General features: G+C 71.7%; 10 protein-coding genes and 1 CRISPR repeat array. Of the genes, 8 read left to right on the top strand and 2 right to left on the bottom strand.

Going from position 1 to position 13,430, the window contains the following annotated elements:
* Positions 1-26: 26 nt before the first annotated feature.
* The gene (locus BUE43_RS13225; RefSeq protein ID WP_083959646.1) at positions 27-992 is read right to left on the bottom strand and encodes a LysR substrate-binding domain-containing protein; all 966 of its coding nucleotides are present in this window, start codon (positions 990-992) and stop codon (positions 27-29) included.
* Between the two features lie 87 nt (positions 993-1,079).
* Between BUE43_RS13225 and BUE43_RS13220 the strand changes: the two genes are divergently transcribed.
* From BUE43_RS13220 to BUE43_RS13210, 3 genes are all read left to right on the top strand, one after another.
* The gene (locus BUE43_RS13220; protein ID WP_083959645.1) at positions 1,080-2,162 is read left to right on the top strand and encodes a pyridoxal-phosphate dependent enzyme; all 1,083 of its coding nucleotides are present in this window, start codon (positions 1,080-1,082) and stop codon (positions 2,160-2,162) included.
* A gap of 320 nt (positions 2,163-2,482) precedes the next feature.
* A CRISPR array of direct repeats spans positions 2,483-3,668; the repeat unit is 28 nt; unit sequence GTCGGCCCCGCGCACGCGGGGATGGTTC.
* Positions 3,669-3,922: 254 nt separating this feature from the next.
* Positions 3,923-4,399, top strand: coding sequence for an SRPBCC family protein (locus BUE43_RS13215; protein WP_200797499.1), 477 nt, complete (start codon positions 3,923-3,925; stop codon positions 4,397-4,399).
* Positions 4,396-5,007 (top strand): Uma2 family endonuclease, encoded by a 612-nt coding sequence (locus tag BUE43_RS13210; RefSeq protein ID WP_073482896.1) that lies wholly within the window; start codon positions 4,396-4,398, stop codon positions 5,005-5,007. Before BUE43_RS13215 ends, BUE43_RS13210 begins: the two co-directional genes overlap by 4 nt.
* Before the next feature lie 75 nt (positions 5,008-5,082).
* Here BUE43_RS13210 and BUE43_RS13205 read toward each other — a convergent pair whose 3' ends face one another.
* Positions 5,083-5,589: an anthrone oxygenase family protein gene (locus tag BUE43_RS13205; RefSeq protein ID WP_073482894.1), complete on the bottom strand. Its 507-nt coding sequence runs from the start codon at positions 5,587-5,589 to the stop codon at positions 5,083-5,085.
* A gap of 576 nt (positions 5,590-6,165) precedes the next feature.
* On the opposite strand from BUE43_RS13205, the gene BUE43_RS13200 reads away from it, so the two are divergent.
* The 5 genes from BUE43_RS13200 to BUE43_RS13180 are packed head-to-tail and all read left to right on the top strand — an operon-like array spanning position 6,166 to position 13,427.
* The gene (locus BUE43_RS13200) at positions 6,166-6,645 is read left to right on the top strand and encodes a hypothetical protein (RefSeq protein WP_234995706.1); all 480 of its coding nucleotides are present in this window, start codon (positions 6,166-6,168) and stop codon (positions 6,643-6,645) included.
* Positions 6,615-8,033: a hypothetical protein gene (locus BUE43_RS13195; protein ID WP_073482889.1), complete on the top strand. Its 1,419-nt coding sequence runs from the start codon at positions 6,615-6,617 to the stop codon at positions 8,031-8,033. Before BUE43_RS13200 ends, BUE43_RS13195 begins: the two co-directional genes overlap by 31 nt.
* On the top strand, positions 8,030-9,454 hold the full coding sequence (locus tag BUE43_RS13190; protein WP_073482886.1) for a vWA domain-containing protein: 1,425 nt from the start codon (positions 8,030-8,032) through the stop codon (positions 9,452-9,454). The genes BUE43_RS13195 and BUE43_RS13190 overlap by 4 nt, the downstream gene beginning before the upstream one ends.
* 11 nt (positions 9,455-9,465) lie before the next feature.
* Positions 9,466-10,578: an ATP-binding protein gene (locus tag BUE43_RS13185; RefSeq protein ID WP_073482883.1), complete on the top strand. Its 1,113-nt coding sequence runs from the start codon at positions 9,466-9,468 to the stop codon at positions 10,576-10,578.
* 23 nt (positions 10,579-10,601) lie between these two features.
* Positions 10,602-13,427: a DUF5682 family protein gene (locus BUE43_RS13180; RefSeq protein ID WP_234995705.1), complete on the top strand. Its 2,826-nt coding sequence runs from the start codon at positions 10,602-10,604 to the stop codon at positions 13,425-13,427.
* The last annotated feature ends 3 nt before the right edge of the window (positions 13,428-13,430 follow it).

Here is a 13,430-nt window from a genome sequence, read left to right as displayed (position 1 = left end):
GCGGGGCCGCTACTCCTCGTTGTTCCTCATCGGCGCGGTGTTGCTGGTCCCGCTGACCGCGGTCGCCGCCGTCGGGCGGGCCCGCCACCGCCGATCAGGTTCTCGGCCGCAGTCCTCAGCGCCGCACGGAAAGCCTGGATCGCGGGATGCTCGCCGCGTCCTCGGCGGACAACGGTGAACAACCGGCGGGACTGGTGACCGCGAGGAAGCCCGCGCACCGCGACCGTCGGCGGTTGGCCGCCCCACACGAGATCCGGCAGCAGCGCCACGGCGTGGCCCTGCTCGACGAGCCGCACGTGGAGCAGCAAGTCGGTGGACTCGAACCGCACGTCGGGCTCGAACCCCGCCTGCCGGCACAGGGCCGTCGCCCAGCTCCTGGCGGCGGTGCCCACGGGTTCCATGATCCACGCGTGGTCGGCGAGGGCGCGCAACGCCTCGGTCGGCCCCGCCGGGCCCGCCTCCCCGGGCTGGGCCAGGCGCAGCGGGTCCTCGCACAGGTCCGCCAGCTCCAGTTCGGCGGGGCGGGGACGGGGGTGGCCGGGGTACTCCTCGGCGACCACGAGGTCGAAGTCGCGGGCGAGCAACGCGGGCAGCGTCGTCTCCTGCTCGGCCTGGGTCACGTGCACGCGCAGGCGCGGGTGCGCCTCGCGGAGCAGGGTCAACGCGGCCGGCACCAGGGTCAGGGACACGGTCTGGAAGGACCCGACGCGCAGGGTGCCGGTGAGGTCGGTGAGCGATGCGGAGATGTCGGCCTCGGCCCGCTCCAGCCGGGCGAGCACGGCCTCGGTGTGGCCGACGAGGATCTCGGCCTGCGCGGTGAGCCGGACCCGTCGCCCGACCGGCTCCAGCAGGGGAACACCGACCTCGGTCTCCAACAGCGACAACTGCTGGGAGACCGAGGAGGGGCTGTAGGACAGGGCGGCCGCGACCGCCGCGATCGTGCCCCGGTGCTTGAGCTCGCGCAGCAGCCGCAGCCGGTGAAGGTCGAACACGGCTCCTCCGATCCGTCGGTTTTCCCGAACGATATCCGTCGGAAACATTCGCTGGACCGACGAACAGACAGGCGGCACGCTGGTCGTGTGACAGAGAGCATCCGCGGCTCGTGGTTCGTGCGAGCCGACCGTCCCCTGTGGACCGGCGCCCCGGCCCCGGCGGAGGTCCGGCGCTTCCACGCCGGCCTGCCCGGGTACGCGCCGACTCCCCTGGTGGAACTGCCGGCACTGGCCGCGGAACTCGGCGTGGGACGGGTGTTCGTCAAGGACGAGTCCCACCGACTGGGTCTGCCCGCGTTCAAGGCGCTCGGCGCGTCGTGGGCGGTCCACCGCGTCCTGTCCAGCCAGACGCCGGGCACCGAGGTGCGACTGGTGACCGCCACCGACGGCAACCACGGCCGCGCCGTGGCCCGCATGGCCCGCCTGTTCGGCCACCAAGCCCACATCTTCGTCCCCCGGGGCGTCCACCCCACGGCGATCGCGGCCATTTCCGCCGAGCAGGCCGAGGTCACCCCGGTCGACGGCGACTACGACGAGGCGGTCCGCCGGGCAGCCGACGCCGCACGCGCCCCGGGCAGCGTGCTGGTGCAGGACACCGCGTGGCCCGGCTACGAGGAAATCCCCGGCTGGATCGTCGAGGGGTACTCAACCCTGTTCGAGGAGACCGACGACCAGCTCCGGGCAGCCGGCGTCGAATCACCCGACCTGCTCGCCGTGCCGGTCGGCGTCGGCTCACTCGCGCAGGCCGCCGTCACCCACTACCGAAGCCGCCCCGGCAACCCAACCCTGCTGTCGGTGGAGCCGGACTCCGCCGCCTGCGTACTGGAGAGCCTGCGCCAGGGCCGTCCGGTCACCGTCGAGACCGGCACGACAACCATGGCCGGCCTCAACTGCGGCACGCCATCCGCCCTCGCCTGGCCCATCCTGCGGGACGGCCTGGACGCCGCCGTCGCCATCACCGACCGCGACAGCGCCGACGCGGCCCGAACCCTGGCCCACCTCGGCGTCTCCTCCGGCCCCTGCGGCGCCGCCGCCCTGGCCGGACTCCGCAACACGCTCGCCCACACCGACCGCCGTACCGCCCTGAACATCGCCCCCACGGCAACCGTCGTCCTGCTCAGCACCGAGGGCGCGGAAGCCAACCCCAACACCGTGGACAGCGAGGCCTAACCACCCTTCTGTCCACTATGGACTCTCCCTCGCGAGCGCCCGGCGCACCCCGACGCCCGCCGAGGATCCCGACTGGCCCGTCGGGGATCGTGGTCTCCCGCCCCGCTCCCCGACGGGCCTCCCTCATCAGGAAGGCGATGTGAGAGTGTGTGCCGCGACCTCCGACTCCGGTGAACAGGACAAAGCGGGACCCCTTTCGTGACCACGCCCCGACACCGCCATCCCCAACCAGCCCCGCGAAGGACCCCAACCCCACCACTTGCCGAAAGCAAATGGTCAAAACAGGCCACCACGCCCAACAAAACCCCAGGTCAGAAAATGTCGGCCCCGCGCACGCGGGGGTAGCTCCCGCGTCCGCGACGGCCTCGGCGCCCATCAGAAGTCGTCCCCGCGCACGCGGGGATGGTTCGCGTCTATTCAGTCGGACGTTTCTGTGTCCTCCGTCGGCCCCGCGCACGCGGGGATGGTTCCCACACGCATGATGCCCCGTGTGGCCGAGGTTGGTCGGCCCCGCGCACGCGGGGATGGTTCGGTTCATATGGCTGCACGCATCCGGGTCCGGGTGTCGGCCCCGCGCACGCGGGGATGGTTCTCCAGTGGTCGCCGATCTCGTGGGCGACCAGGCGTCGGCCCCGCGCACGCGGGGATGGTTCCTCCACCTTCTTCGGGTCGCACATCCAGACCCGGTCGGCCCCGCGCACGCGGGGATGGTTCCTCATCGTCCTGTGCCCCCGGACGTTTCGGCCGTCGGCCCCGCGCACGCGGGGATGGTTCCCTGTCTGGCCGGTTCACGCTGCTTCGTGGTGCGTCGGCCCCGCGCACGCGGGGATGGTTCCGCTGATCACTGTTTCCCCCCAGACGACGACTGGTCGGCCCCGCGCACGCGGGGATGGTTCCAGAGTCCTCAATAGTGAAGTAATCCTCGATCGGTCGGCCCCGCGCACGCGGGGATGGTTCGTGCCGGTGCGCCCGTCCGGCCTGATCAGCGACGTCGGCCCCGCGCACGCGGGGATGGTTCCATCCGGTAGTCGTCGAGCCCCGCAGCGCTGGGGTCGGCCCCGCGCACGCGGGGATGGTTCGCTGAGCCCCTGGCGCAGCTCCTTCGCCTTCGGGTCGTCCCCGCGCACGCGGGGGTAGCTCCCAGCCTGATACACCCGGATGAACGCCAGCGGAGTCGTCCCCGCGCACGCGGGGATGGTTCCCAGGGCAGCCAGGCTGTTGGGTCAGCCACGAGGTCGTCCCCGCGCACGCGGGGATGGTTCCCGCGCGAGGCGGCGTCGGCACGCGAGCGAGCGGTCGGCCCCGCGCACGCGGGGATGGTTCCCGCGCGAGGCGGCGTCGGCACGCGAGCGAGCGGTCGGCCCCGCGCACGCGGGGATGGTTCCCGCGCGAGGCGGCGTCGGCACGCGAGCGAGCGGTCGGCCCCGCGCACGCGGGGATGGTTCCCCTCAAAGGCACGATCCGTGTCATCGAATCCTGTCGGCCCCGCGCACGCGGGGGTAGCTCCGCCACAGATTCCTCAATCAGCACAACTGAAAGCTGAGACCGCGTGGACGACTGAGGTCGACGCGGTGTCGGGAGCCGTGCCGATAACCTACCTCCGGGTTTCCTCGATTGGGCGAACGTGCGTTGCTCGACAGGGGGCGTTCCTGTCGGATGGAGGTCCTGGGCTTCCGCCACGGCACGATCTTGATCGCCGGTCCGACGGCGAGCAGGACGGGCGCGTCGGTCATTCGCCTTCACGGAAGGAGCTAGTCCCCGTGCACACTGACCAACTGACCAGGCCACCGGTCATGAGGGCGCAGATGGTGATCCGCAGGCCGGTTGAGGAGGTGTTCCGGGCGTTCGCCGATCCGGCGATCACGACGAAGTTCTGGTTCACCCGGAGCAGCGGTCCGCTCCAGGCCGGCGCCAGGGTCACCTGGGAATGGGAGATGTACGGCGTCTCCACCGAGGTCAGCGTCAGGGAGGCCGAGGAGAACCGGCGGATTCTCGTCGAGTGGGACCCCGACGCGCCCACCCAGGTCGAGTGGCGGTTCATCCCGGGGGACAACGGCCACACCCTGGTGAAGATCACCGAGAGCGGGTACGGCGGGACCGCCGACGAGGCCGTCGCGCGGGCCATCGACTCCATGGGCGGGTTCACCATGGTGCTCGCGGCGGCCAAGGCGTTGCTGGAGCACGGAATCGTGCTCACCGTCGTCGCGGACGCGCACCCGCAAGGCTATTCCGAGTGACCCACCGCCCTCGAAGGGCGACCAGTTCGAGCAGCTGCGATGGACTTCCCGTCACCATCGCCGAGTACGACGCCCTGCCCGTCGACAACGAGCTGCGCCGGGAGATCGAGGACGGGTGTCTGCTGGAGAGGGAGCGGCCAGGAACGTCACACGCGAAGGCTCTTCACCGCCTCACGGCACAACTCGACGCGCAGCTTCCTGACCGGTGGGGCCTCTACCCCGAGGTGGTGGTCGAACTTCCCGTGGGCGCCTCGGCTCGTCGCGTCCCGAGCCTGATCGTGACTTCTGCGGAGCGGGACGTCCCCCGCGTTCCCGCGAGTGATGTCCTCCTCGCCGTCGAGATCGTCTCGGCGGGAGAGTCAGCACTGCGCGAGTACGCCAAGAAGCCCACCGAGTACGCCGCGAACCACATCCCCATGACGTGCGTTGTGGACATCCAGCGGCGTCCGTCCGCGTTGACCGTGTACCGGATCGACCCGATCGACGACACCGGTCGGTACCAACTCGAACCTCCCGCCTCGGGCGTCGTCACCGTGGCGGTTGCTGGCACTGCGATCACCGTCGCCCTGGATGACCTTCTCGTTCTCCGGCAAAGAAACCGCTGCTGAACCGATCACCCTCGCGCCTTACGCTCCATTGTGGACTCGGCGCACTGTCCTCTGTGGGCAGTGCGCCGAGGGGCGTCAGGCTGCGGTGGGGAGTTCGGGGTCGGGGGTGGGTTTCGGGGTTCGGGTGGCGTGGACGGCGAGGGAGATGATCAGGAGGAAGGCGGCGAGCGCGGTGATGGTGCGCGCGATGTTGAACGTCTCCCACCGGTGCAGGATCGACGCGTAGTCGGGCGGGGGCACGCTGACCGCCCACACCTTGATCTGGCCGTTGATCGGCACGTTGCCGAGGCGGGTGATCAGGAACGAGGCCACGGCCAGGGCGCCGGCCCCGAACGCCAGGTGGCGTGGCGCGCCTCGTGCCAGCCAGGCCAGGGCGAGTGAGCTCAGTGCGGCCAGCGCCATCGTGGTCTGCATGACGGGGCCGTTCATCTGCATGAGGGCCGAGTGGAAGATCAGGCGCACGTCGAGCGGCACCACGTTGAAGGTGGTCGCGACGTTGACGGCCCCGTAGCCGAAGGCGCCCGCGAGCAGGCCGGTGGACAGGAGCGCGAGCGCGGTGACAAGCCGTAACGACAATGACATGGAGTTCACTCCTCGCCTTGGCGGAGATCAACAGCGATGGTAGGAAGGCGCTGGGGTCGAGCGAGCGGCGGGTGCCGCGACGACGCTCGTGAGGACGGCGAACCTCGCGCCGGCGCGGCAACGGCACTGGACCGTTCGGACCACTGTGGACTCACGCGGGCACTGGTGAGTGACTCGTCGTTCCAGCGTGTTCCCGTTCGGCCAATCCAGCACCCAATACACCGGCGCCCCGACAGGCCGGGGTGAATACACGCCTTCGCTGATAAAACACCAGAAGAAATGAACTTCTCACCGCGTGGCCACTGGTGATCACGCACGTGGCTCGAACTGTCCCCTACCTGCGACGTTCCAGCTCACACACGCTACAGCCCACCACCGACAGCGCCTCCGAGTCGCCCACGGGAACCATCGAGGGCTCGTCCGAACGGCCCAGAGGGGCGGCGAGGGCGCAGGTCACCGGACCCGTGATCAGTTTTGTCGGTGGGCGGAAGTATGTTCTGCCGTGTTCCGCCGGGAGCGCGGAAGTCCTCTTTACGCATGGGAGACGGTGCGTTGTCGAATTGGGAGAGTTCGAGCGTGGCACGGGTGGTTCCGCCCGCACGGCCGCGCAAGCTCGCCAAGGTCCCGTTCGTCGAGCTGGCTGACGGGCGTCTGCAGGGTGTGGTGTCCAGTGGTTCGGACATCGAGCGCGTCTACGTCTCGTCGGTCGCGGCCGGCACGTACGCGTTCGCGTGCAGCACCAACAACAACCGGCCCTGCGGCGGCGCTCGGGGCTGGTTCTGCAACCACATCCGGGCGCTGATCACCGAGGCGGTGCTCCAGTACGGCGCCGAGCGCGTCACCCGCTACCTCCGGGTCGACCTCGGTGACGAGCAGCCGACCGCGCACACCATCGCCGACGCGATGACCGCGACGGGCCCGTCGGAGGCGAGCAGCACGGCGGCGGCTTCGGTGTTCAGCCGGTTCCTGCGCCACCTGGCCTACCTGGAGCTCGCCCCGAGCACCCTGCCGGTGCCGGAGATGCAGTGGTTCCCGCCGACCAGGGCGGTGGCGTGATGCGCGCCGACCTGCTCGCCGAGCCCGTGGCCGGGCTGGAGGAGGCGCTGGACGCCGTCGAGGCCTTCGACCGGGTGCTGGTGTCCGGTCTGCTCCGTCCCCAACCCGCCCAGGCCGCGGGGCTGGCGGAACTCGCCGGCGCTGTCGCGGGGTCGCCGCTGGCCTCCCGGGTCGCCGAGGCGGCGGAGAAGGCGGCGGCCGGAACCGCGGGCGAGGACCACTTCGTCGCCCTCGCCGCCGCCCGCGTCGCCCTGCTCGGCTCCGTCCACGACGCGTTGACGAGCCAGCTCGACGAGGCGACCGGACGGCCCCGCGGCGAGGAGGCGGCGCCCGCGCCCGCCGAGCGGCACGCGGTGAACCTGTTGGCCGCCGCCCGTTCCTGGCTGTGCGACCTGGCGCGCGCGGGGTGGCAGGGCATCGACCACGACGTGGTCTCCGGTGCGGCGCAGGTCGTGTCCGCGATGCTGCCGGACCCGGCTTTCCGCCGCCTGGCAACGGTTCTGGACGGCTTCGCCGCCGAACTCGCCGCGTCCTGCCCCGGCGCGTCCCTGGACCAGGTTCCCGTGCGCCGCTGGGCCGACCTGTGGTCGCGGGCGGCGCTGCTGACGGTGCCCGGTGCCGCCGGCGTGCCCGCGATCGGCACCGCCACGGGACGTCTGCTGCCGCTCGGGGTCGACCTGCACGAACACGCGACCGCCGCGCAGGCCCAGGTCCACGCGGTGTTCGAGCCCGCCGACGGCACCGCGCCCCGGCTGGTGCGGGCGACTGTCTCGGCGCCCAAGCCCGACACGGTCGTCGGCGTCGGAGTCTGGCAGCTACTGCGCCCGCACATGTCGCTGCTGACCGCCGTCAGCGAGGGCCGCTCGGTGGACCTGGTGGACATGCCGATCACCGCCGAAGGCGACCTGCTCTGGAGCGACGAGCACGCCCGGCCGGGCGAACCCGCCGACCCCTTCGCCACGGCCCGCGTCGCCCTGCCCACCGCCGTCGCCCCGGTGACCGCGCCGCTGGACCGGCACCCGGCGCGGATCGCCGTGCCGGTGTTCCTGGAGGGCTACGAGGTCCACACCGACGACGAGTCCCTGACGTTCGCCGTCGCCGGGCACGCGCTCGCCGTCGACACCGACCGCGTTCCGACCGCGGGCCCGCTCACCCCCGAGGCTGTGGCGGCCTCGCACGCGTGCATCGGCCTGGTGCGCTGGGACGCCGGGGCGTTCCGCCTCCAGCCGCTCGCCGTCGAGACCACCGCGCGGAAGAAGACTGTCGCGGTCCACGCCGGAGCGTGGGCCGGCGGCACCAAGGACAAGGCCGGGGTCAAGGCCGAGAAGGCCGCCACCGACGCCGTCGCGGTGCTCCGCGAGCGGGCCGGGAGGTTGTTGCGGAAATGACCGAACCCACCCCCGACCACCCCGTCGGGCCCGAGGCCCACGACAACCGCCGTCAGGTCCTGTACTGGCGGCTGCTGGCCCGGATGTTCGACCGCGAGGAGCAGGCGACGCTGGAGTCGGCGAGCCTGGCCGTCGTCGAGGACATCGGGCTGCCGACGGCGGTGCTCGACCCGCAGACCTCCATCGACTCGGTCGTGCAGCGCCACCCCGAGCTGGCCGCCGAGTTCGACCGGCTGATGGTGCCCGAGCCCGACGCCGGCGACCGCGACCGGGCCGCCGAGGTGCGGCGGGCGGCGCTGGTGTCCAAGGTGCTGCTCAACGTCTTCGACTGCGCGGGGCCCGGCGCCGGCTCGGGCACCGGCAACGTCACCGCCGGGCAGCTCGCGCGGTGGCAGTCCGACGCGGACTGGCTGGAGCGCGCGCTGGGCTGCGAGCCCGGCGGTCTGCGCGGCGGGCGCGCCCCCGGGCGGGGAGTCAGCGCGACCGGCACCGGTGTCGGCGCCCCGGCGCCCGACCTCAGCCGGCTGATCCCGGAGATCGGTCCGGAGCTCAACGCCATCGAGGCCGACCTGGTTCGGCGGATGCGGCTGCGCGAGGTGCTCGCCGACCCCCAGCTCGCCGCGAAGCTGACGCCCAGCATGTCGCTGATCGAGCAGTTGTTGCGGGACAAGGACAATCTGTCCGGCGTCGCCCTGGCCAACGCCAAGTCCCTCATCCGCCGCTTCGTCGACGAGGTGGCCGAGGTGCTGCGGACCCAGGTCGCCAAGGCCACGGCCGGCGAGCTGGACCGCTCGGTCCCGCCCAAGCGCGTGTTCCGCAACCTGGACCTGAACCGCACGATCTGGAAGAACCTCATCAACTGGGACCCGGAAGAGGAGCGGTTGTACGTGGACCGGCTCTTCTACCGCCACACCGCGCGCCGCACCACGCCGTCGCGGCTGATCGTGGTCGTCGACCAGTCCGGCTCGATGGTGGACTCGATGGTGAACTGCACCATCCTGGCGTCGATCTTCGCCGGGCTGCCGAAGGTGGACGTCCACCTGATCGCCTACGACACCCAGGCGCTCGACCTCACGCCGTGGGTGCACGACCCCTTCGAGACTTTGTTGCGCACCAACCTCGGCGGCGGCACCGACGGCACGGTCGCGATGGCGCTGGCCCAGCCGAAGATCGCCGAGCCACGCAACACCGTGGTGGTGTGGATCTCCGACTTCTACGAGTGGGAGTGCGAGCGGCTGTTCGAGAGCATGGCCGCCATCCACCGCTCGGGCGCGAAGTTCATCCCCGTCGGCTCGGTGACCAGCTCCGGCCGCGGCAGCGTCAACCCGTGGTTCCGGGAGCGGTTCAAGGACCTCGGCGCGCCGGTGCTCTCCGGCCACATCCGCAAGCTCGTGCACGAACTCAAGACGTTCCTCGCCTGAAAGGCCCTGACATGTCCGATCTGCTGCGCGCCCCCGCCGAGATCAAGTACGCCGAGGAGCTGGACTGGCTGGAGTCGGTCGACGACGGCCCCAAGCCCTTCGCCTGGCGGCTGTCGCCGAAGATGGTGCGCCTGTTCGTCCTGGGGTCCGAGCGCGCCGACGGCCTGGACCGGGAGATCTCGCAGAAGTGGTTCGGCGACCGCAGTTTCGTCGAGCGGTCCATCGTCACGCTGGCCTCCGACCGCGGTCTGCTGCTGATCGGCGACCCCGGCACCGGCAAGAGCTGGCTGGCCGAGCTGCTGGCCGCCGCGATCTGCCGCAACTCCACGCTGGTGGTGCAGGGCACGGCCGGCACCACCGAGGACCACATCAAGTACTCGTGGAACGTGTCGATGGTGATCGCCAAGGGCCAGTCCCGCGAGTCGATGATCCCCTCGCCGATCATGACCGCGATGGAGCGCGGCGCGATCGGCCGGTTCGAGGAGCTGACCCGCTCCACCAGCGACGTCCAGGACGCGTTGATCTCGATCCTGTCGGAGAAGTACATCTCCGTGCCGGAGCTGGACAGTGACAACATCGTCTTCGCCAAGCCCGGCTTCTCCGTCATCGCCACCGCCAACAGCCGCGACCGGGGCGTGAACGACCTGTCCTCCGCGCTCAAGCGCCGCTTCAACTTCGTGCGCATCCCGGTGGTGACGAACAAGAAGGCCGAGGCGGAGATCGTCCGGTTCCGCACCGAGGAGCTGTTGCGCCGCCACCAGATCGAGCTGGACGTGCCGCCGACGCTGCTGGACGTGCTGCTGCGCAGCTTCGCCGACCTGCGGGCGTCGGCGGCCTCGGCCGGCAGCGACGACGAGAAGCTGGAGTCCGCGCTGTCCACCGCCGAGCAGATCGGCGTGCTGGAGGACGCGATCCTGCACAGCAACTTCTTCGGCGAGCGGGCGTTGACCGCGCACACCCTCGCCTCCTCGCTGGTCGGGTCGCTGGCCCGGCGCGCGCCGGAGGACCTGGCCATCCTCAACAAGTACCTGCACGGCGTGGTCGAGCCGCGCAGCAAGGAGGAGGGCGGCTCCTGGCCGGAGTTCCTTGAGGGCGGCCGAGACGCGATCGCGACCCTGTCATGAGCGAGGTGAGCGAGGTGAGCGCCGTGAACGACAGGATCGACGTGGCCGAGGGGGCGTTCGGGGCGCTGCGCACCCAGTTGCGGGAGGCCGCGACGGCGTTCGCCGACGGGCCCGACGCGCTGGAGGGCATCCTGCTCGGCATCGTCGACGACGTCGACCGCGCGGTGCGCGAGCCGTTGGAGATCTTCCCGGTGTGCCACCACTCCCCGGCCTCGGCGCTCGCGATGGCGCGGCGGCTGCGGGAGAAGCAGCCGAAGGTGGTGTACCTGGAGCTGTGCGAGGACATGGCGCCGCTGCTGTCCGAACTGCGCAACTGCCGGCTTCCGGTCGCGGTGCAGGCGTTCGCGACGGAGGTGGCCGGCTTCCCCGCCGACTGGGCGCCGCTGTCGGTCGTCGCGCCGATCACCGAGGCGTCGGCCGAGTACCAGGCGATCGCCTACGCGCTGGACACCCCGGGCGTCGAACTGGTCCTGGTCGACCGCTCCTCGGACCACGTCTTCCAGTGGCAGCCCCGCGAATCCTCGGCGGACGAGCCGGCCGACCCGGACGCGCCGCCGGCCGAGGAGGAGGCCGCGCTGCACGGCGACGCGGTCGGCGTGGAGATCGGCGACCTGCGGCCCCGCTTCGCCGAGCTGGAGGAGCACCTGCTGCGGCACGGCCGGGTGCGGCACTGGTCGGAGTGGTGGCACCAGTACGTCGAACTGCCGCTGGGCGACAGCGACCACGACACCTACCGCCAGGTCATGCTCCTGATCGGCAGCCTGTTCCGGCGGCTGGCTCCCGGTGATCCGCACCGGGTGCGCGTGGACGAGGACCGCGAGCGCTACATGTGGACCCGGATGCGGCAGCACCTCGCCGCGACCGGCGTCGACCCCGCGGACTGCCTCTACGTCTGCGGCGCGTTCCACGCGGCCAGCCGCGTCGCGGAGTTCGGCGTGCACGGCGCCGACACCTTCGAGATCAGCCCGCCCAGCGGGAGCACGTGGCAGCACGGGTTGATCCCCTCCAGCCACGCGTCGATCGAGGCGCAGTTCGGCCTGGCCGCCGGCTCGGTGTCGATCGCCGCCGCGGAGTGGGCGAAGAACCTCAAGCGCACGCGGGTGCGCCCGTTCCGGCTCACCGGGCAGGCGGGTACGAAGAAGGCGGCGACACCGGAGAGGACCGCCGCACCGGCCGCCCCCGCGCCGGCCGCCGCGCTGCCGGACCGGCTCTCCGGGTTCCTGCGGCGACCGCCCGTCCTCGACTCGCTGGACGAGGCCGAGCTGCTCGGCTGGTCGGTGGAGATCGTGCGGGCGGCGCGCCGCAACGGCTACCTCGCCTCCACGGCCGACGCCATCGCGGTGTTCGAGACGTCGATCCTGCTGGCCGGCATGCGCGACCGGGCCAAGCCCACGCCGTACGACTTCCAGGACGCGGCGATCACCTGTATCGAGAAGGACACGGTGCCGGGCCGGCGCGACGTGCGCCGGCTCGTGGAGATCATGATGGGCGGCGACCGGATCGGCCAGGTCGGCTACGACGCGCTGCCGCCCCTGGCGCGCGACGTGCACGACCGGCTTGCGCCGCTCAACCTGAAGCTCCAGCAACGCGGGGTGCGGCGGGCGCTGCTGGACATCGCCGGGCGGCCCGAGTTGGAGCGCTGCTCCGACGTGTTGTGGATGCTGTCCTACCTGATGCCTCGGGGCGCCGCGCGGCCGATCATGGGCGAGCGGCGGCTGGGCGAGCGGCCCATCCAGGAGTCGTGGGACCTGGCGCTGGGCACGCACCAACGGGCGCTGATCGAGCTCGGCTACGAGGGCGTCAGCGTCGAACAGGTCCTGGAACAGCGTCTCCGGCGCACGGCCCACGACCCGCGGGCGACGGCGGCGACCGTCCTGCAGGCCGTGGAGGACGCGACGCTGTACCTGCGCAGCCGCCGGCTGGCCGACGAGCTGGGCACGCGTGCCCTGGAGGTCCTGGCGACCGAGCGCAGCGTCGACGGCGCGCCGGACGTCCTGCGTCGGGTGCGACGCCTGCTGGCGTACTACCGCACCACCGAACCGGTGCTGCCGGCGTGGATCGAGTCGTTCGTCAAGACCGGTTACGCGCACTACTGCACCCTGTTGCCGACGGCGTTCACCGACGAGGACGCGACCGTCCCGCAGGTCGCCGCGATGCTGGGCTTCCTGTTCAGCATGGAGAGCCTGGCCCTGTCGCTGGGCTGCGACCGCCACCAGTTGGAGCTGGCGCTGGCGCAGTCCCACCCGGAGGAGCTGGCGAAGGTGGCGCTGCTGTGGGCGGCCCAGGTGCACCTGGGCCGCCTCTCCCGCGCGGACCTGCGGGCGCGGTGCGACGAGCTGCTGCGCAACCCGCTGGTCGTGCCGGCCTATCCGCAGTACCTCAGCGGGTTCCTGCACGCGCTGGAGCCGGTTCCGGCGCTGACCGACTTCGTCGTGGAAGCGGTGTCGAAGGCGTTCGCCCAGCTACCCGACCCGGTGCTGCTGCCGTGGCTGCCGACCCTGATCAGCACGCTGCGGTCCGGTGGCGCGGAGCTGGCCCCGCTGCTGATCCGCGAGGCGGGGCGGATCTTCCCCGGCCGGCTCGCGGCGTTGGACGCGTGGGTGCCGCCGTGGCGGGCGGAGCGGGAGGCCGTGCGTCCTGCCCTGTCTGCCGGCGGCAGCGGCGGAAATGGCGGCAGCGGCGGTGTCGCGCTGCTCGCCGCCCACCCCGCGACGTGCGACGCGGTGGCGCGTCTGCTGGGCTGCGACGAGCCGTGGGAAACGGTCGCTGCCGCGCCGAGGGGTGTGGCGCTCCTCGAACGTCATCCCGAGACCGCGGTGGCGTTGGAGGCGCTGCTGACCACTCCGTAAACC

The organism is Streptoalloteichus hindustanus, assembly GCF_900129375.1.
Lineage (GTDB): Bacteria > Actinomycetota > Actinomycetes > Mycobacteriales > Pseudonocardiaceae > Streptoalloteichus > Streptoalloteichus hindustanus.
Note: the sequence above shows the minus strand (reverse complement) of the source record. Positions and strands in the feature narration are given on the sequence as shown.